The organism is Celeribacter baekdonensis, assembly GCF_003047105.1.
Lineage (GTDB): Bacteria > Pseudomonadota > Alphaproteobacteria > Rhodobacterales > Rhodobacteraceae > Celeribacter > Celeribacter baekdonensis_B.
Genome location: NZ_CP028475.1, coordinates 1 through 18,804, shown reverse-complemented (window position 1 = coordinate 18,804; position 18,804 = coordinate 1). Strand labels below are relative to the sequence as shown.

Here is an 18,804-nt window from a genome sequence, read left to right as displayed (position 1 = left end):
GCTTTAGTGACAGCCCCCCGTGCCGCAGCCGCTACAGTCCTCGCAGGCACGGGCTTTGCCTTTCATTTCAATGAATTTTTCGTCCCACGCCTCGCCGTCTCCGAATTCCAAAAAGTTCTGATATTGCTCGTGACGATCGGACAGATGACTGGCGTGTTTGATCGGGCACCAGTAATATTCGGTGCGTCCGGCAACCTCGCGGACATAGGCCAAAAGCCCATTGCCATAGCCGCAATAAACGCAGTTGAGTTTTTGCATAAAGTTCAGATAGGTCAGCTTGTGCCGATCCACAGCGATGTATTTTTTGCGTTCGACTTTTGGCAGACCGTAGATTGGGAAACAGATCGCCTGATAGACGGTGACAAAAAGATCGAGGATCACGAAGGGCACGATCAGACTGTAAATGAGCGGCGCGGTGATCACCTCCCAAGGACGGGCGCGGCGGATAAACACCGACAAACGCACACGTAAAAGACGCCCGCGTTTGCGCGCTTCTTCCTCGAACACCACCCGGCCATTGCTGAGACGATATTGAAACTTTTCACGCGCCTCTGCGGCATCCCGTTCCAATTGATCCTGAATTTGCCGCAAGGAGTCGCGGAGTTTCTCAACCGTGCTGTTCATCATTGTCTCCAAACAGGGGCGTCCGAGATATAGATTTAGCAGGCGGGACGGACAAATCATCCCCTGTCTTGAAATTTTGCATTCCTGTAAATTTTTCGACGCATTTAAAAGCATTTTTAAACGTTTTCATTTCAGAAACACTGTGTTGAACGATGAGTTATCCCCAGCCAAATCCGCCACCTGCCACATTGTCGCCGCATTTTCGACCCATCAAAAGCCCAAAGATCAAAGCCAAAAGGCCGCCGCACATCGCTATGACATTCCTCTTTCTCGCCATCCTTTTGGGGGTCTTCTCCCTGCCTCTGCTCAAAGGGGTGTCGACCCATCAGGGCAGGATGATCACAAGCGGGTTTGATGGCACGGGCGTTGTGATTGGATTTGTGCTCACGGTCGCGGTCGCGGCGCTGACCTCGCCTTTGCTTGGCATTGGCTTTGTTTTTGCGGCTTTGTTGCATGAGTTGGGGTCCGCACTGGCCTGTCGCATCATCGGCCATGAGGTGGCGCGGGTGCGGCTGATCCCCCTGCCCTATCTCGCCGCGCCGCGCTCGGATCGCCCCTTTGATCACGCGCTGGAAGAAAGCTTTGCCGCGCTCTATGCCCCCGCCTTGGCGATTGTTCCGATGATCCTCGGCTTTGGCCTGTTTCACACCTTCGTCGTGAGCGCGCCGGTCTTTGCCAATGTCATGCGCAGCACGGCGATTATGTTGGGCACGTTCAATTTCATCATGCTTTTGCCCTTCCTGCCCTTTGGTGGCGGCAGGGTTGTGCGTGCGGTTTCTGATGCGTTTTGGCCACGTCTTGGGCGTGTCGTCACGCTGTTCATGACCGCCGCCTTTGCCTCGGCGGCTCTGCGCGATCACTCGGTGGCGATGATGATCCTCGCCGCCGCGGGCGTGCAAAGCCTGTTTCACATCCGCCGCCCCGACCAAACCCGCCTGACGCCAAATCAGGCGCTTTTGGTGATGGCAAGCTATGCCTTTACCCTGACCGTGCATTTCACTGGCGGGTTCTGGCTTTTGACCGGGTTGCTCTAAAACCCGCGCCATCTCCTCTTTCCTCAGGGCGCACTCCATGACAGTCTGTCCTCGCTGCAAGGGAGGCGCATGTGACCATCACCACCTGTATTTTTGATGCCTATGGCACCCTGTTCGATGTCACCTCTGCCGCCCAGCGCGCGGCGGATGAACCCGCTTTTGCCCGCCTGATCCCGCTGTGGTCCCAACTGGCGCAGGATTGGCGCGCCAAACAGTTGGAATACAGTTGGCTGCGCGCCATCATGGGGGATCATGCGCCGTTTTGGACTGTCACCATGGATGCGCTCGATTGGGCGCTGGCGCGTGCGGGACTTGAGGATGATCCGCCGTTGCGCGCGCGTTTGTTGCAGCTTTATCAGGAATTGAGCGCCTATCCAGAGGTGCCCATCATGTTGCAAGCCCTGAAAGACAAAGGGTTTTCCACCGCCATCCTCTCAAATGGCTCACAAGACATGCTTCAGGCTGCGGTGTCATCGGCGGGTTTAGACGGCCTGTTGGACGATGTGCTCTCGGTCGATACCGTCGGCATTTTCAAGCCCTCAGATCGGGTGTATCACATGGTCCCGGATCGGTTCGACTGCGCCCGCAACGAGGTGTTGTTTGTCTCCTCTAATGGCTGGGACATCGCCGGGGCGGCACGATTTGGCTTTGTCACCGCTTGGGTGAACCGCGCGTCCCTGCCCGTCGACCGGATGCCCGGCCAACCCGCTTATATTCTCTCTGATCTGACCCAAATTCCGGAGATCGCCGCCCATGCCTGACACGTTCACCACCGCCGATGGCCTCTCGCTGGCCTATGACGTTCAGGGCAAAGGTCCCGCTCTGTTGTGCCTCGCGGGACTGACCCGCAACATGGATGATTTCGAACCTGTGGTGGCGCATTTCGCAGATCAAGCCACGGTCATTCGCCTTGATAGTCGCGGGCGCGGGGCGTCTGATTTTGACCCGAATTTCCTCAACTACACATTGCCACAAGAGGGCGCGGATGCGCTGGCCCTTTTGGATCATTTGGGGCTGGACCGCGCCGCCATTTTAGGCACCTCGCGGGGCGGGTTGATTGCCATGGTCTTGGCGCTCACCGCCAAACATCGCCTGTCTGGCGTGTTGCTCAATGACATCGGGCCAGAGATGGACCCGCGTGGGCTGAGCCACATCATGGACTATCTCGGTCGCCCCTCGGCCTATCGCTCGTTTGAAGATGCCGCCGACAAATTGCCCCGTGCTTTGGGCGATCAGTTCCCCAATGTCAGCCGGGATCACTGGCTAAGCTATGCACGCCGGATTTGGACAGAGGGCGAAAAACGGCTTGAATTGCGCTATGATCCTAAGCTTAGGGACGCGATTGAAGCGCAAAGCGTGACCGGGGCCGTGCCCGATCTCTGGCCTTTGTTCGAGGCGCTTGCGGGGCTGCCTTTGGCGCTGTTGCGGGGCGAAAACTCCACCCTTTTGCCCCGCGCCTGTATGGACGAGATGTGCGCGCGCCGCCCGGATATGATCTGTGCCGAGGTGAAAGATCGCGGTCATGTGCCGTTTTTGGATGAGCCTGAAAGCCTTGATGTGATCGCGCGGTTTTTGGCCCGCCTCCCCCATTGAGACCCACCGCCTCCCCCTCTATGATCTGCGCGCATTCTAAAAGGAGCGATCAGATGCGGGTCGATCTTGGTGACATTTCTCTCAACGTTGAAGACGACGGGCCGCGCACTGGCCCGACGATTGTGTTTTGTCATGCCTTGGGCACCAATTTGCATCTGTGGGATGACGTCCTGCCGCTCCTGCCAAAGGGGCTTCGGGTCATCCGCTATGACCTACGTGGTCATGGTGGCTCTGACGTGCCGAAAGGCCCCTATTCGATGGGCGCATTGGTGCGTGACGCCGAGCGGTTGCTGGATCATTTGGCGGTGCGAGATGCGGTGTTTGTCGGCATTTCCATTGGCGGGTTGATCGCGCAGGGCCTGGCGGTCAAGCGGCTGGATCACATCCGCGCGCTGGTCCTGTCCAATACGGCGGCCAAAATCGGCACCCGCTCGGTCTGGGACAAACGCATCGACGAGATTGAGGCCCATGGGCTGGAAAGCATCGTTGCGCCCACGTTGGAGCGTTGGTTTGCCCCCGGATTTCGCAAATCTGAGACGGCCAAACGCTGGGGTCAGTCGATTTTAAACACCTCCGTTGAGGGCTATGTGGGCTGTTGCGCCGCCATTGCAGGCACGGATTTTTACACGCCCACCTCGGGCTTGCGTCTGGCATGCTTGGGCATTGGCGGCGGTTATGATGGCTCCACCCCTGCCGATTTGATGCGCGAAACTTTGGACATCATCCCCGGCGCGCGGTTTGAATTGCTGCGGCGTTCCGGGCATTTGCCACCCGTAGATGCGCCCGAAGCCTTTGCCGCACTTTTGACAACATTCTTACAGGAGATTGGCCATGTCTGAATTGGAAGCAACTGATCCGGTCTTTCTTTTGATCCACGGCTCCGCCCATGGCGCATGGTGTTGGCGCGATCTGATCCCGGCACTTGTGGCACGCGGGGGCATCGTTCATGCGATGGACCTGCCCTCTCATGGCGCGGACACCACGCCCTATTTCGAGGTGACGCTGGATCTCTACCGCGATGCGATCCTCCATAAGATCGCCGAAATCGGCACGCCGGTGATCCTGGTCGGCCATTCCGCGGGCGGCTACGCCATCACCGCCGCCGCTGAGGCCGCGCCTGAATGTGTCGCGCAGATGATCTATGTTTGTGCCTATGTGCCCGAGGATGGCAAAAGCCTTGGCGACATGCGTCGCAGCGCCCGCGCCCATCCGGTTTTGGCCGCGATTGCGAAAACCCCAGACGACAAGGCCTTTACCTTTCGCGCTGATACCGTCGTGGCGACGTTGTTTCACGATTGTCCGGCGCAGGCCGTGGCCTATGCCCTACCGCATCTGGGGCCACAGGCGATCCGCCCACAAGAAACGCCTCTGACGATCACAGCCCGCTCTGCCACCCTGCCGCGCGATTATGTGCTTTGCACGGATGACCGCACCATCCCGCCGGAAGAGCAGGAAAAAATGGTCAAAGATTGGCCTGAGGATCAGGTGCATCGCCTCACCGCAGGCCATTCGCCCTATTTCTCACACCCGGACAGCTTGGCGGATTTGCTCATCAAGGCTGTGCGCAAAGACGGATAGACAGCGGTGGTTTTGACGGTCAGAAAGGCGCAGTCTGTGTCAGAGGTTCGTCATGTTGCGCCATCTTCCGATCTTGTTCATCGTGTTCACCGTCTTGATCGACGGCATCGGCATTGGCCTGATCTTTCCGGTCATGCCCGATCTGATCCGCGACGTGACCGGGCGCGCCTTGGCCGATGCCGCCCTTTGGGGCGGGGTGTTGGCCACCGGCTATGCGATGATGCAGTTTCTGTTTGGACCGGCGGTCGGCAATCTGTCGGATCGCTTTGGCCGCAAACCCGTCCTGATCTCAGCGTTGTTTGTGATGATGCTCGACTATCTGGTGATGGCGGTGGCGCATACGATTTGGCTGTTGCTGATCGGCCGGTTGATCGCCGGATTGTCGGCCGCGACGCATGCCACGGCGGCTGCCTATATGGCGGATATTTCCGCGCCTGAGGATCGCGAAAAGCGCTTTGGTCTTGTCCATGCAGCCATGGGGGTTGGCTTTGCGGTGGGGCCGATGATTGGCGGGCTTTTGGCCGGAATTGACACCCGTGCGCCGTTTTATGTGGCGGCGGGCATCGCCGGATTGAACATGATCTTTGGCCTTTTGGTCATGCCCGAAAGCCTGCCCCGCGACAAACGCCGCCCGTTTCATTGGCGACGTGCCAATCCCTTTGCCGCCTTTCGCGCCATCGGGTCGCTGTCCGGGGTCAAGCCGCTTTTGATGGTCTTTGGCCTCTATGAAATGGCCTATTTCGTCTATCCGGCGATCTGGTCATTTTATGGTGTCGAAAAATTCGGATTTGACGCGCGGATGATTGGCCTGACGCTGTTTGCCTTTGGCCTCTCAATGGGTTTGGCGCAATCGGTGTTGATCGGGCCGCTTGTGAGCCGCTTTGGGGCGTATCGCGTCACCATGGGCGGCATTTTGGCCGATATCGTTGTCTTCGCCACCTTGGGCGTGACCAGTAGCGTGCCGTTGGTGTGGATCGTCACCGTGCTGTCAGGGATTTCCTCGGTCACCATCCCCGCGCTGCAAGGCACGATGAGCCGCGCCACCCCCGACACACAACAGGGCGAATTGCAGGGCGTGATCGGTTCCATCGCGGCCATCGCGACCATTCTCAGCCCCTTGATCATGACCGAAACCTTCGCGATCTTTTCGCGCCCCGGCACGGCGCATTACCTGCCCGGCGCGCCATTTTTATTGTCGATGGGAATTGTCATCGTGGCCGGGGTCGTGTTGTGGCACTGGCGCGTGCGCCAAGATGCGGCGTGAGCCAAAGCCCGCTTGGTGCATGTTCTCTGGTTGCAAGACCTGACAAAATGCCGATTTTCTGCTAGGCTTTGGGTCCAAGAGGAGAAATTTTGATGACCCACCGCACTGTTTTTGACGCCCATCATCGCCACCACGATCCGTTCAAAAATCACCGTCTTGTGCAGTTTGCAAAACTGGACCGCACGGCGCGCAGACACCCGATTTGGGATCAACTCAGCCGCACCGAACGGCCAGACGCGCAAGCCCCGCAAAATGCGTCGCGTGTGGTTCAATTCCTACGCGTGGCGCGCGGGCACCGGGCCTAAAGCGCCACGCTTTAAAGCGACGTTTGTGCGCGACCTAAACCACGCCGGAATGTTCGACAAAAAGCATTTGCAAAATCGGTTCAATTGATCGGTTTTGCAAATAAATTATCACATATCTGTGCGAATTCGCATAGCGGGGTTACACCACAAGAATGTGCTGGACCCTCCTTCCATCGAAGGCATAGATGCGAGAAACATCGGGCGCTGATGGAGGGAGGGGACCCCATTTGCCGTGACACTCCCACATCACGCCCGGAATCCGTGTGAAATGGAGACCGGTCTTGACCCAGCCCTCGCGCATCGCGCCGCAATCGCTTCAATCCAAAATCATGAGTGCCGAAGACGCCGCAAGCCTTGTTCAAAATGGGGCGGCGGTGGGTATGAGCGGCTTTACTGGCTCGGGCTATCCCAAAGCCGTGCCGCTCGCTCTGGCCGCGCGCATTGAGGCCGAACATTCTGCGGGTCAGCCGTTTCGAATCAAAATCTGGTCCGGTGCCTCAACCGGCCCCGAGCTTGACGGTGCCTTGGCCAAAGCCGACGGCATTGACTTCCGCCTGCCCTACAACTCCGATCCCATCGCGCGGCAAAAGATCAATGCGGGCGAGATGAACTATTTCGACATGCATCTGTCGCAGGTCGCGCCGATGGCATGGCAGGGCTTTTTGGGTCCGCTGGACACCGCGATCATCGAGGTCTCCGGCATCACGCCCGAAGGCGATTTGATCCCCTCTTCTTCCATCGGCAACAACAAAACATGGCTGGAGCGCGCCGATAAAATCATCCTTGAGGTTAACAGTTGGCAAAGCGAAATGCTCGACGGGATGCATGACATCTACTACGGCACGGCTTTGCCGCCGAACCGCGTGCCGATCCCGTTGAACAAGCCCGATGATCGCATCGGTCAGCCGCATTTCAAGGTCGATCCGTCCAAAATCGTCGCCATTGTCGAAACCGACGCCCCCGACCGCAACGCCCCGTTTTCCGCCCCCGGCGACACCGCCGAAGCGATTGCCGACCACATCCTTGAGTTCCTGATGTGGGAGGCCAAACGCGCGGGCCTACCGCCCAGCCTGTTGCCGTTGCAATCGGGCGTTGGCAACGTGCCCAACGCGGTGATGGCCGGGTTGATCAAAGCGCCCTTTGAGCAAATGACCGCCTTCACCGAGGTGATCCAAGACGGCATGCTCGACATGATCGAAGCCGGCACTTTGCGCGTCGCCTCCGCCACGGCCTTTTCGCTTTCCCCTGAAAAGGCCGAGTATTTCAACACCCATGCCCGGCTGTTTCGCGACAAATTGATCCTGCGGCCGCAGGAGATTTCGAACCACCCCGAACTGGTGCGCCGCCTTGGCTGTATTGCGATGAACGGGCTGATTGAGGCGGATATTTACGGCAATGTGAACTCGACCCATGTGATGGGATCGCGCATTCAAAACGGCATTGGCGGCTCGGGCGATTTTGCCCGCAACGCCTATCTGTCGATTTTCATGACGCCCTCGATCGCCAAAAACGGGGCCATTTCCGCGATTGTGCCGATGGCGAGCCATGTCGATCACATCAACCAAGACGTTCAGGTGATTGTCACCGAACAAGGCTTGGCCGATTTGCGCGGTTTGGACCCGAAAAAGAAGGCCGCTTTGATCATCGAAAACTGTGCCCATCCGATGTATCGTGATGCGCTGCGGGAGTATTTCGAGCGGGCTAAAAAGAGTTCGTTTGGCGGTCACACGCCGCATGATCTGCGCGAGGCGCTGAGTTGGCATCAAAGGTTCATTGACACTGGCTCGATGCTGTAATCCTCTGCCGTTTCGCCTGTTGCTGTGTTGAGGAGGCCGCTGATGCGCCAGATCGAAATACCCGCCAAATTGGCGCAAAAGCTGGCCGTGGCGCTGCGCGATGCGCCGGATGTGCACCGGGCGATTGTCGCCTGTCTCGACGGAGTGACCGTGTCAGCAGTGTCTTCTGTGCCAGAGGATCAGGCGGACGGGCTTTATGATCAGGTTCGCGCCGCTCTTGATCCGGTTGAGGATGCCGCCCTGATCCAGAGGCTTGAGGCGCTGGACCCGGCGTTTTTAACCGCTGTGATCCGCTATGGGTTGGGCCATGCGCCAATCCCCATGCCACGGCCATTCACACCGATCTTGCGCGCGTGGCGGTGGCCCCGGTGATGCGTCCCGATCCCAATGGCACGGCGTTCCTACCGCTGCCTTCGGATCGCGTCGGGATGCCCGCCTTTTCCGATCGCGCCTTTGATGCATGGTTCACCGGGCAACGCGCGCCCGATCTGCCTGCCGATCAGCCGCTTTACGGCTATGGCCTCTATGGCGAACAGCGCAGCGTTTATATGGCCGATCAATATCGCGATGCCTCGGGGCCAGAACCGCGCAGCCGTCATTTGGGCATCGACATTTTCGCCCCCGCTGGCACGATGGTTTGCGCGCCTTTGGCCGGACGGGTGCATCGCGTGGCCTATAATGCCGATCCTTTGGATTACGGCCATACGGTGATTTTGGAACATCGGACGGCGGAGGGCCTGCCGTTTTGGACCCTTTATGGTCATCTTGGCGTCCCCCTCCCTGCTCTCGCTGAAGGGGCAGACATTGCCATCGGCCAAGACATTGCGCCGTTGGGGGATTGGCATGAGAACGGCGGCTGGGCGCCGCATTTGCATTTTCAGATCATCACCAGCCTGTTGACCCAAACCGGCGGGAATTTCTTTGGCGTCGGCCACGATAGCCTCTGGCCCGTTTGGTCAACCATCAGCCCGGACCCCAACCTGATCCTGCGCCTGCCGAACGCGGCTTTCGGCCTTAAAGGCCTATAACGGTCACCGTGAGAGAGAGGCGGCATCGGATGTTATGGCAAGGTCCAATCGGGCAAGAGGCGCTCCAACATTCCATTTCGCAGACGATCTTGCGCCAACACCTAGGCAGCATCGCACGGCTCATGCCCGTCCCCATACCCGTCCCTATGCCCCGTGCTCAATGATCCGCGTTTTTCCATTTGACCGGGCTGACGTAAACCGCGCTCTCGTCGACACTGACCATCACTTCGCCGTCTTGAATATTCACCTGTAGTTTCATCGAGCGATTTGCCAGTCCTTCCAGAGCACGGGTGTCCTGTTCTGAGAGATTTATGACCTGAAGGTTCTCAAAACGCGTGGTGCTGTTTTTGATCTTGTCCCACCACATCTCAGCCGTCCTGCCACCGTAAGAATAGACAATGACCTTGTCGGATTTGGCACAGGATTGCCGCACAATCTTTTCGCTCGGAAGCCCAACGCCACCCACAACTCAAGCTCGCCACTCAGGCTTTTCTGCCAAATATCTGGTTCATCATCCGTTGACAGGCCCTTTGTCATTTCCAGTTGCTCATGGGCATTCAAAGCAAACGCCAAAAGGCGCACCATCAACCGTTCATCTGTCTCTGACGGGTGCTTGGCAACGGTCAGTTTATGGGTCTCATAATAGTGACGATCCATATCAGATACGGTCAGTTCAACTTTATAAATGGTGGATTTTTGCGCCATGATTTTCCCTGACATGAAAGATAGGGATGCCTAATGCGTCTGGTGCCTTTGTGAAAGCAGATAAAAGGACCCAGATCAAAGAGGCCAAAGAGGGGCCGCCTCATTTTGGTCGCCCTGACGGCATTCCGAAACAGCCGCACCCGCATTTCGATGTCATCGTGCTTGTCATCACCGAAACGTCGGCAAGGGCGTGTTCAACCATATGCGTGAGAAACGTGTTGGCGGGGGGCTTGGCGGCCCAACTCATGGCCTTGCCTGCCCCCTTGTCGGCCGGGTGTTCCGGGCTGTTTAACTCCGCACAATCATCTTTGCGACCAGTTCGGCTGCATTCTGTACGCCGAGTTTTTTCATGACAGAACTGCGATGGACCTCAACCGTGCGCGGCGAAATCCCCATGGCCTGCCCTGTTTCTTTGCTGGTGTAGCCATTCACAATATACCGCGCGACTTCGCGTTCGCGCGGCGTCAGTGTCGCAGATGTTGCGGGGCTATTTTCCAGATGCTCAAAGGTCCAGACCATAAGCCGAAAGGGATCGGTTGGCGTCAGGGTGCGCGCCGCAGCTCGGGTCCAGATGATCTCACCGCTGCGACATTGCATGAACCGTTCGTCAGCATAGCGCGGTCGGCCCTTGAGCCACCTCTGCCACCGTGCGCCTGTCTTTTCGTAATCCACACTCGACGGGTAGAGGATGCGGATCGACTGTCCCTCAAGCTCGTCACGGGTCCAGCCAAAGATACGCTCCATCTCCGTATTGGCGCGTTGAATGACACGGTTTGAAAGAACCATGAGGCCAATCGGGGCATCCATGAACCCGGTCAAATCGAGATCTGCCTCGGAAATTTGATCGTAATTCATCTGGCCACCCCTTTCGCTGCACATGCATCTACGTAGTTCATACGTAGATTTATACGTAATTCTACGAATTGCTGCCATGTGTTTTTTGCATGACCTTTAGGGCAGGAGGATATTTCATGACCACAGACATCTTTATCACCGGTTCCGGCCACACGCGCTTTGGGCGCCTGGAACAAAGCCTTGAGGATTTGATCGTCGACGCCGCCCGCGAGGCAATCGAGGACGCTCAAATTCCTCCTGCGGACATTGATGCTGTGTTTCTCGGGCATTTCAATTCCGGGCTGGTGCCGGATGGTTTTGCCTCCTCCCTCATTTTGCAGGCCCACCCTGATTTGCGGTTCAAACCCGCAACGCGGTGTGAAAATGCCTGTGCATCTGGTGCGGCGGCGATCCATGCCGGACTGAACGCCATTCGGGCCGGTCGTGCCCGGAACGTTTTGGTTGTTGGCGCTGAAAAGATGACCCATCGCTCGACACCCGATGTCACCACCGCATTGGCGGGGGCTGGGTATCAAAATGATGCGGCCGAAGCGGCTTTGAGTTTTCCCCAAGTCTTTGCCGTTGCGGCAGCGCAATATGCCGAGCGGTACGGTGACCCCATGGACACATTTGCGCGCATCGCCGCAAAAAACCATGACAACGCGATGAAAAACCCCCTCGCACATATGCATAAGGCGCTGCCCTATGACTTTTGCCGCGAGGTGAGCGAGAGAAACCCGTTGATCGCGCCTCCGCTTCGATTGAGCGATTGTTCGTTGGTCACGGATGGCGCAGCAGCCATTGTGTTGAGCGCAAGCACGGCACATGCCAGCGATGCGACGGCACGGGTTTTGGTGGCCGCTGCCGAACATGTATCGGATTTCCTACCGATGAGCCGTCGTGATTTTGTGGCCTTCGAGGGCCCGGAACGCGCCATTCAAATGGCCTATAAGGCGGCGGGAATCACCGTGTCCGATCTCGATTTTGCCGAGGTCCATGATTGCTTCACGCCTGCCGAATTGCTGATCTATGAGGCAATGGGGCTTGCTCCCAAAGGGCAAGGTGCCCGTGCTTTGAGTGAGGGGACAGTCTATGCGGACGGTCGCACGCCGGTGAACCTGTCGGGCGGCCTCAAGGCCAAAGGCCATCCGGTCGGGGCCACAGGCGTCTCCATGCATGCACTCGGGTTTCGGCAACTGACCGGACGCGCGGGGACATCCAACGCGAAGGTGCACAATGGGGGCTTGCCTTCAACATGGGCGGGGCGGCTGTCGCCAACTATGCGACAGTTTTAAAGGCCGACCGCGCCTAAATCAGATGCCCCCTGCCCCAGATGATCCAAGGACTGAAAAGACGATGACTATCGCGAATTGGCTGTATCAAACGGCCTTGTCTTGGCCAAACCGCCCTGCCCTGTATGAGGGCGATGTGTTGCGCCAGACTTATGCTGATCTCTTGCAAGCGACCTGTAACCGCGCCGCGTGGCTGCGCACTGAACATGGCGTTCAGGCGGGGGATCGGGTGGCAGTTTTTGCCAAGAATGCGCCTGAATATATCGAAGCGCTTCACGCCTGTTGGTGGATTGGTGCCGTGGTTGTGCCGATCAATTGCAAACTTCACCCGCGCGAAGCCGAATGGATCATTCGAGATTCAGAAGCCGCACTGGTGATCACGCAAAGCGGGACACTGTTTGCAGAACAGGCAGATATTCACGAAGCAGCGCTTTGTATGCCCGTCAGACAAAATGAAAAACTCACGCCCCTGCGCCGGTTTCAGATCAAGATCTCGCTTGGCTGTTCTACACTTCAGGCACGACAGGAACCCCAAAGGGGTGATGCTAAGCCATGGGAATGTGCGTCAGATGACGCTTTGTTACGCCTTGGACGTCGATGCCGCGCACCCCAATGATCACATGCTCTATGCCGCACCGATGTCGCATGGGGCGGGCCTTTATATGTTCGCGCAAATCCGCGCCGGTGGTGCCCACCTCATTCCCGCCTCGCACGGGTTTGACAGCGAAGAGATCATCGGTCTGGCCAAGACACGGGGAAATCTCGTTTTCTTTGCGGCTCCCACCATGGTCAAACGGCTGATCGCCGTTTCAAAAGCGCAGGGATATACTGGTGAGGGCATTCGCACGATCATTTACGGCGGCGGGCCGATGTATGCGAATGACATCAATGACGCCCTTGCCTGTTATGGCCCGCGTTTTGTCCAGATTTACGGTCAGGGCGAAACGCCGATGACAATTTCCGTCCTAGGGCGGGATTTGGTCGCGGATCAGTCGAACCCACGCTGGCAAGCCCGCCGTGCCTCTGTCGGCATTGCACAGGGCGCTGTCACGCTCGCGGTGCTTGGCGCCGATGGCACCGCTGTGCCACCGGGGGTGACGGGGGAGATTTGCGTTCAAGGGCCAACGGTCATGCAGGGCTATTGGAAAAAACGCGCAGGCCAGTGAACACGCCCTAAATGGCGGGTGGCTTCATACTGGTGACCTTGGGCATCTGGACGAAGACGGGTTTCTCTATCTCACCGACCGCTCGAAGGATGTGATCATCTCCGGAGGCACAAATATCTACCCCCGTGAGGTCGAAGAAGCGCTGTTGTGCCATCCGGCCGTCTTTGAGGTTGCCGTGATCGGAGTGCCCGAACCGGACTGGGGCGAACAGGTTCTCGCCTATGTCGTGTTCGAACACGGACAAAGCGCCAGTGTGCCGGAGCTCGACAGTTGGTGCCGCCAACATATCGCGGCGTTCAAACGCCCGAAACGCTACGAATTCGTCAAGGATCTGCCGAAGAACAGCTATGGGAAGGTTTTGAAAACCGACCTTAGAACCCAAGCTGCCTCTGAGGCAGCGCCGGTGTAAACCGGAAAATAAGACAACCGGGCAGGAGGAGCTCGGGCATATTGGAGGAGACACTACAATGAAAAGACGTGACTTTTTGAAAACCACAGGGGCTTTGGCAGGGGCCGGGATGTTCTCAAGCCTGCCCGGTTTTGCGCAGGCTGCCACTTCGCTGAAATTCGACAGCTACGTGAGTGAAACGGCCGGACCGTCTTGGGTTGATCGCTGGTTCTTTGAGGAACTGGAAAAACGCACAAACGGGGACATCAGTATGAAATATTACTGGGCCGGGAGCCTCAACAAAGTGGGGGAGCATCTGGGCGCTGTGCGTGATGGGACGAGCGAGGCAACTCTGATTGCTCCGGGCTATTATCAGGCCGAACTCCCGGTCACACGTGGGCTTGAGTGGTATTTCCGTATGGCGCGTGCCGATGAACTGCAATTGGTGTGCCGCGATGTTTACGAAGCCTTCGCACCGCTGCGTCAGGAGTGGGAAGACCGGCATCGCTCTAAGGTGCTGTACTGGACCAACTGGAACTACGCCCCCCTCATCATGCGCGAGCCGATCACCTCGCTTGCCGATCTCAAAGGCAAGAAAATCCGCGCCTATGGTGTGGCCACGGATGTGATCGAAGGCTTTGGCGGCATCGCTGTGCCAATGGCGGCGGGCGAAGTGTATCAAGCACTTGAACGCGGCGTGCTTGACGGGGTCTACGGTTTCGATTTCGTCACCGCCGTGGCCTATAAGCTGCACGAGATTGCGCCGAATTTCCATGACATCGGCGATGGTCCTCATGCCCCTGCGGTGACGGTGATGAACCGCCGCGTTTGGGATGGCCTGCCTGCTGAGCATCAACAGGTCTGTACCGATCTCGCCAATGAGCTTTACGCAGGGAAATTTGCCGAAATCTACAACAAGGTGTTGGCCGAGTATGTGCAAAAGGCGATCTCAGAAGGCGTGACCCTGTCCTCTCTGCCTGACGCGGAAAAAGCCAAGGCCAAAGCCACGGTTCAGCCTGCTCAAGTCAATAAATGGATCGAGACAGTCGCCAAGCCGAACGGCATTGACGGGGATGCGATGCAGAACGTGGTGGAAGACGCCATCGCACGCCACGCAGGGACCGGCACAATGAAGCGTCCGGTCGAAATTGCGGCAGGCTTGTAAGCGATGCTGGCGCGTTTGAACCGCCTGCTCGACGGGATTGCCCGGATCACATCATGGGTGGCATTGAGCTTTCTTGCCTTCATGATGGTGGCCATCACATTGGATGTGGTGGCCCGCGCCCTCTTTGGACGCGCTGTGCGGGGCTTTTCGAAATGACGGAAATGTCGATGGTGATGGTGGTCTTCATGGGGCTTGGGGCGACGTTGCTTGATGACGGGCATATCCGTGTCACGATGATGACCGATGCGCTGCCCGGCCCTGGTCCCGCGTCTGCACGTCTTTGGCGTGGCTGTTCGCCGGGCTCACGTTTGCCATGCTGGCATGGCCTGCAACTCAGGAAGCGATCTATTCGTTTTCGATCCGTGAATTCCGCTGGGCTATTTCCAAGTGCCAATCTGGTGGGCCAAAATTGCGGTGGCTGCAGGGCTCTGGTTTGCCGCACTCCAAGCCGCGGTCCATGCGCTGCGCATCGCGTTGAAACACGTGGCCTTGCCGACACTCGACCGCGTTCAATCCGACATTCACTGATTAACGACGAGGTTTGCCTGCCTCGCACGGCGTTGATGCCGTTGCTTTTGCGACGGCTGCGCGCCCACAACAACGGGACATAGACAATGGATGTGACACTCATCACCGCACTCGCCGTCGGGTTGATCTTTCTGCTGATGGCGCTTGGCACACCGGTCTTTGCCGCACTGGCTCTGTCCGGGGCTTTCGGCATCATCATGGTTGAAAATCTGGCCTTTTTGCTGGCCAGACTGAAATCCTTTTCCTTCGCCCATACCGCAATTATGCGCTCACGTGATCCCGCTGTTCATCTTGATGGGGGCGTTTGCGCATCACGCACAGGTCGGGAAACGGCTGTTCCATGTGGCCAACAAATGGGTCGGCCATTTGCCCGGCGGGCTTTGCCATGGCTAGCATCCTGACCTCGGCTGGGTTTGCGGCACCTCCGGTTCTTCGGTTTGCCACTGCGGCGACTGTGGGCGCAGTGGCCCTCCCTGAAATGAAGGCAAAGGGCTATGATCGCCGTCTCGCGGCCGGAGCGGTTGCGGCGGGCGGCGTTTTGGGGGTGTTGATCCCCTTCCGTCTGTTGATTTTCTATGCGGCGCTGACCGAAGTCTCTGCTGGCAAAATGTTGATCGCGGGTTTTGTGCCCGGCATCATCACAACGATTGCCTTTATGCTAGGCGTGGCGTTGATTGGCCGCCGGGTTCAGGACCACTCCACCCGCGCACACGGGCAACATGGGGCGACCGGATATCGACCACGACACAGGCGTGGCAGGTTTTGGTGCTTTTCACAATTGTTCTCGGGGGATTTACCTTGGCTGGTCACGCCCACAGAGGCTGGGCGATCGGGGCACTTGCGGCTTTCGTGATGCTGCTTTTTGCAAAATCCGCGCGGGGAGCCTCAGACGAAATCTGTCTGAAAGTTTTCGTTCGACCGCCACGACCACGGTGATGATCCTTTTCACCATGATCGGCGCAGGTATCTTTAGCTATTTTCTGACCCTCGTTCAGGTCCCGCAAATGATTGCCGGCGCAATCACTCAAAGCGGCGTTCCGCCCATGTTATCGTCGCTGTTCTGCTGTTGCTCTACATTCCGCTTGGGATGTTTTTGGAACGCATTCTCAATGATGGTGATCACACTCCCCATCGTGTTCCGACCGTCTCGGGCTTGGATTTGATCCGATCTGGTTCGGCATTCTCTGCGTAAAATGTGTGAGATTGGACTGATCACGCCTCCCGTGGGTCTCAATTGTTTCGTGATTGCGGGATTGATCGCGACACCCCTTGCCGGACGTGTTTCGGGGGGCGCTTTGGTTTGTGGCCATCGAAATGGTCACCGTGGTGGTGCTTTTCGCGTTCCCACAAATTGTGACATGGCTGCCAGATACGATGATGGCCCGGTGAACGGGATTTTGGGGCCGGATGGCTCTAGGGGCGTGGGGCGACACCGTCACCTCGCGCCCTTTCTATGTCCTCTGCCGACCCGAAATGACTTGGCACAGAAAGGAAATCACCATGTCCAATCAACCCGCATACAGGTTCAAAATCGGCCTGATCACCGCTACCATCTGGAACAATGACGGCTTCTATTCCGCCGATCTCACCCGCGCCGACAAGACGCAGGACGGCGATTGGCGCAACACCGCGAGCTTCGGTCACAACGACCTCCTGAACCTCTCCAAATGCGCGGAACGGACAGAAAGCTGGATCGCAAAGCAGCTTGCGGCCAACACCTGATTGGAGCGCCGGGCGTCACGCCCGGCCCCAAAACAATCGCTGCCCCGCCGGAGGCACCATTCAAGGGCGCTTGCGCCCGACCTCTTCAAAACCACCTTGGAAAGGTGCGCGCGGCATCCGCCGAATGAGGGGGGATCATTATAGCACCCCCCTCTGGAAATACTGCCCAACAAACAGGAAAAACTATGCGCATCGTTCACCGTGGCTTTGATCGTCTGGAACTGTCGATTGAGGCCAATATTCCGCCCGAGCTGTTCGAATATCTCGACCCGATCCGCGAAGAGGCCGAGGACGCCCGAGAAACCGCGCTGTGAGCTATGGCGGCGCGGATTTTGACCTGTTGCCCCATGGCGTGCAGGGCTATCGCTTTATCCTGCAAAGCGGGCCTCTGCCGGTCACATGGTTCTTTAAGAAACCGAATGCACGCGATCCTTGGGGCATTCGCATTGTTGTCGGCTCGCTGTTTTTGGCGACCCAAGGGCTTGGCATGGTCCGCGCCTATACCGCCAAGACCTTGGAACGGCTGGGCGTGCGCTATGGCCCGCATCAGGTCAGCATCGGGCGCACCGATTTTTGCGTCGATATTCTGGCCCCAGAGTTTGAGCCGACGCCCGAAAATTTTGTGATCCACAGCCACACGAACCGCGCCGATCACCCTCTATGACAAGCGGTTGGACATCACTGACAAGCGCAAGCCGATCTGGTGGGACATATGGAATGCAAGCCTCAAAGCCGAAGGCTTGCCCCCTCTGGACCCGAAAGACCGCTCAGAGAGCCAATCTGGCGCGTTGAAGCGCGGGCAGGCAAGCGGATCATGAAAGACCGCTGGGGCATCACCACATGGGAGGATTTCGACGCCAAATTCAGCGATGTAATCGCGGAAGCGTTCGAGAAAATCCACTATTGCGACCCCGACCCGATGGACACAAACCGCGCCCGCTGGCCCAATCATGAGATTTGGGACATGGCAAAGGTAGACGCCGACACGGACCTGAGCGAAATGCGCAGCCATTTGGACGTGGACAAGGTGAAAGCAGTCCACAAGGCCGACCACATCAAACTGAGGATGACCCGCGCCGTGGGCAACTGCACTACGCTCGCCGCCCTTGAGGGCATCGAGAGCGACGACCGACAAGACGACATGGAGCGCATGGGTCAGCGCTTGCGGGCGGAGAGACAGGCCGACCCTGCACGCGCCGCGAATAAGCTCAGCAAGGCGAAGGAGCGGTATCGGTTTGTGGGGTAAAGAAGGGCAGAAACCAGACGTTCGCTGCTCGTGCAAACTCGCTCGTCTAGATGGGAGGAAGCAACCGTTCAGATTGGTTCATGCTTCCCCTCCCGGACGCAACCTCAGAAAAGGTTGAGGCTGAGCTCACTTTGCCGAAATTCTATCGAACATGCGGAATGCCGCGAGGCACTCATCCAAAGGGAACGTTATATCTCAGAGCGGCCTCCACGCGAGGCAAAATGGTTCAAACTAAAGCGTTTGCGGCGACCAGCCTTCAAGCGTGCAAATAGGTCACAGCAGCCGCATTCGAGCTATGACGGAACAAAGGACGATTGACCTGACGTCGCGCGTCGGTTTTCTTAACCGTGCTTGAAGACCTGTGGCGATCAGACCGACGTTACTAATATGCCCAATACACCATTTGTGGTGTTTTTGGGTCCGGGCAACACGGTCGAAACAAGTGGCATCCTTCGTTGGGCGCTGCATTTCGAATGCTGGAAGGACCCCGGAAAATGCGTATAAACCACCACAGTGTCTATATCGGGTATCTCGCC

Annotated in this window: 26 protein-coding genes and 1 pseudogene; 24 read left to right on the top strand and 3 right to left on the bottom strand. The window is 57.7% G+C overall.

Annotated features, from left to right (window positions below):
* Window positions 1-3 precede the first annotated feature (3 nt).
* Window positions 4-624 carry a hypothetical protein gene (locus tag DA792_RS03340; RefSeq protein ID WP_107722536.1) on the bottom strand — a complete coding sequence of 207 codons (621 nt, stop codon included), beginning with the start codon at window positions 622-624 and terminating at the stop codon, window positions 4-6.
* Between the two features lie 254 nt (window positions 625-878).
* Between DA792_RS03340 and DA792_RS03335 the strand changes: the two genes are divergently transcribed.
* From DA792_RS03335 to DA792_RS03290, 10 genes are all read left to right on the top strand, one after another.
* Complete coding sequence (locus tag DA792_RS03335; protein WP_107718075.1) at window positions 879-1,658, top strand: hypothetical protein; 780 nt, start codon at window positions 879-881, stop codon at window positions 1,656-1,658.
* Between the two features lie 71 nt (window positions 1,659-1,729).
* Window positions 1,730-2,419, top strand: coding sequence for a haloacid dehalogenase type II (locus tag DA792_RS03330; RefSeq protein ID WP_107718073.1), 690 nt, complete (start codon window positions 1,730-1,732; stop codon window positions 2,417-2,419).
* Window positions 2,412-3,251, top strand: coding sequence for an alpha/beta fold hydrolase (locus DA792_RS03325; protein ID WP_107718071.1), 840 nt, complete (start codon window positions 2,412-2,414; stop codon window positions 3,249-3,251). Before DA792_RS03330 ends, DA792_RS03325 begins: the two co-directional genes overlap by 8 nt.
* A 53-nt stretch (window positions 3,252-3,304) precedes the next feature.
* Window positions 3,305-4,090 carry a 3-oxoadipate enol-lactonase gene (pcaD, locus tag DA792_RS03320; RefSeq protein ID WP_107718069.1) on the top strand — a complete coding sequence of 262 codons (786 nt, stop codon included), beginning with the start codon at window positions 3,305-3,307 and terminating at the stop codon, window positions 4,088-4,090.
* Window positions 4,083-4,829, top strand: coding sequence for an alpha/beta fold hydrolase (locus DA792_RS03315; RefSeq protein ID WP_107718067.1), 747 nt, complete (start codon window positions 4,083-4,085; stop codon window positions 4,827-4,829). The genes pcaD and DA792_RS03315 overlap by 8 nt, the downstream gene beginning before the upstream one ends.
* Window positions 4,830-4,881: 52 nt before the next feature.
* Window positions 4,882-6,093 (top strand): TCR/Tet family MFS transporter, encoded by a 1,212-nt coding sequence (locus tag DA792_RS03310; protein ID WP_107718065.1) that lies wholly within the window; start codon window positions 4,882-4,884, stop codon window positions 6,091-6,093.
* A 92-nt stretch (window positions 6,094-6,185) separates the two neighbouring features.
* A complete protein-coding gene (locus tag DA792_RS03305; protein WP_107718063.1) occupies window positions 6,186-6,398 on the top strand; it encodes a hypothetical protein in 213 nt (70 codons plus the stop codon).
* A 281-nt stretch (window positions 6,399-6,679) separates the two neighbouring features.
* Entirely contained in the window at window positions 6,680-8,194 is a 1,515-nt protein-coding gene (locus DA792_RS03300; protein WP_199908106.1) for an acetyl-CoA hydrolase/transferase family protein, read from the top strand.
* 42 nt (window positions 8,195-8,236) lie between these two features.
* Window positions 8,237-8,566 (top strand): hypothetical protein, encoded by a 330-nt coding sequence (locus DA792_RS03295; RefSeq protein ID WP_107718061.1) that lies wholly within the window; start codon window positions 8,237-8,239, stop codon window positions 8,564-8,566.
* The gene (locus DA792_RS03290; RefSeq protein WP_159075143.1) at window positions 8,566-9,222 is read left to right on the top strand and encodes a peptidoglycan DD-metalloendopeptidase family protein; all 657 of its coding nucleotides are present in this window, start codon (window positions 8,566-8,568) and stop codon (window positions 9,220-9,222) included. The genes DA792_RS03295 and DA792_RS03290 overlap by 1 nt, the downstream gene beginning before the upstream one ends.
* 157 nt (window positions 9,223-9,379) lie before the next feature.
* Here the strand turns inward: DA792_RS03290 and DA792_RS03285 are convergent.
* Window positions 9,380-9,927: pseudogene (locus DA792_RS03285) on the bottom strand (YaeQ family protein).
* A gap of 288 nt (window positions 9,928-10,215) precedes the next feature.
* Window positions 10,216-10,782, bottom strand: coding sequence for a LuxR C-terminal-related transcriptional regulator (locus tag DA792_RS03280; RefSeq protein WP_107718057.1), 567 nt, complete (start codon window positions 10,780-10,782; stop codon window positions 10,216-10,218).
* 116 nt (window positions 10,783-10,898) lie between these two features.
* Between DA792_RS03280 and DA792_RS03275 the strand changes: the two genes are divergently transcribed.
* From DA792_RS03275 to DA792_RS03240, 14 genes are all read left to right on the top strand, one after another.
* Complete coding sequence (locus tag DA792_RS03275; protein ID WP_368074492.1) at window positions 10,899-12,056, top strand: thiolase domain-containing protein; 1,158 nt, start codon at window positions 10,899-10,901, stop codon at window positions 12,054-12,056.
* 61 nt (window positions 12,057-12,117) lie between these two features.
* The gene (locus DA792_RS23435; RefSeq protein WP_439099377.1) at window positions 12,118-12,669 is read left to right on the top strand and encodes an AMP-binding protein; all 552 of its coding nucleotides are present in this window, start codon (window positions 12,118-12,120) and stop codon (window positions 12,667-12,669) included.
* A complete protein-coding gene (locus tag DA792_RS23190; protein WP_439099376.1) occupies window positions 12,623-13,219 on the top strand; it encodes an AMP-binding protein in 597 nt (198 codons plus the stop codon). Before DA792_RS23435 ends, DA792_RS23190 begins: the two co-directional genes overlap by 47 nt.
* A 91-nt stretch (window positions 13,220-13,310) precedes the next feature.
* Entirely contained in the window at window positions 13,311-13,628 is a 318-nt protein-coding gene (locus DA792_RS23185) for an AMP-binding enzyme (protein WP_368074491.1), read from the top strand.
* Between the two features lie 58 nt (window positions 13,629-13,686).
* Complete coding sequence (gene dctP, locus DA792_RS03265; protein ID WP_107718055.1) at window positions 13,687-14,772, top strand: C4-dicarboxylate TRAP transporter substrate-binding protein; 1,086 nt, start codon at window positions 13,687-13,689, stop codon at window positions 14,770-14,772.
* 3 nt (window positions 14,773-14,775) lie between these two features.
* Window positions 14,776-14,928 (top strand): hypothetical protein, encoded by a 153-nt coding sequence (locus DA792_RS22700; protein ID WP_254679342.1) that lies wholly within the window; start codon window positions 14,776-14,778, stop codon window positions 14,926-14,928.
* A 666-nt stretch (window positions 14,929-15,594) separates the two neighbouring features.
* The gene (locus DA792_RS22695) at window positions 15,595-15,693 is read left to right on the top strand and encodes a hypothetical protein (RefSeq protein ID WP_254679733.1); all 99 of its coding nucleotides are present in this window, start codon (window positions 15,595-15,597) and stop codon (window positions 15,691-15,693) included.
* The gene (locus tag DA792_RS22690; protein ID WP_254679341.1) at window positions 15,686-16,153 is read left to right on the top strand and encodes a TRAP transporter large permease subunit; all 468 of its coding nucleotides are present in this window, start codon (window positions 15,686-15,688) and stop codon (window positions 16,151-16,153) included. The genes DA792_RS22695 and DA792_RS22690 overlap by 8 nt, the downstream gene beginning before the upstream one ends.
* A gap of 82 nt (window positions 16,154-16,235) precedes the next feature.
* Window positions 16,236-16,463 carry a TRAP transporter large permease subunit gene (locus tag DA792_RS22685; protein ID WP_368074490.1) on the top strand — a complete coding sequence of 76 codons (228 nt, stop codon included), beginning with the start codon at window positions 16,236-16,238 and terminating at the stop codon, window positions 16,461-16,463.
* A 337-nt stretch (window positions 16,464-16,800) separates the two neighbouring features.
* Window positions 16,801-17,022, top strand: coding sequence for a hypothetical protein (locus DA792_RS03250; protein WP_107718053.1), 222 nt, complete (start codon window positions 16,801-16,803; stop codon window positions 17,020-17,022).
* Window positions 17,023-17,207: 185 nt separating this feature from the next.
* Window positions 17,208-17,336: a hypothetical protein gene (locus DA792_RS23025; RefSeq protein ID WP_302666403.1), complete on the top strand. Its 129-nt coding sequence runs from the start codon at window positions 17,208-17,210 to the stop codon at window positions 17,334-17,336.
* Window positions 17,333-17,686 (top strand): hypothetical protein, encoded by a 354-nt coding sequence (locus tag DA792_RS03245; RefSeq protein WP_107718051.1) that lies wholly within the window; start codon window positions 17,333-17,335, stop codon window positions 17,684-17,686. The genes DA792_RS23025 and DA792_RS03245 overlap by 4 nt, the downstream gene beginning before the upstream one ends.
* A gap of 7 nt (window positions 17,687-17,693) precedes the next feature.
* Window positions 17,694-17,840, top strand: coding sequence for a hypothetical protein (locus tag DA792_RS22135; RefSeq protein ID WP_159075142.1), 147 nt, complete (start codon window positions 17,694-17,696; stop codon window positions 17,838-17,840).
* Entirely contained in the window at window positions 17,837-18,268 is a 432-nt protein-coding gene (locus DA792_RS03240; RefSeq protein WP_107718049.1) for a hypothetical protein, read from the top strand. Before DA792_RS22135 ends, DA792_RS03240 begins: the two co-directional genes overlap by 4 nt.
* The last annotated feature ends 536 nt before the right edge of the window (window positions 18,269-18,804 follow it).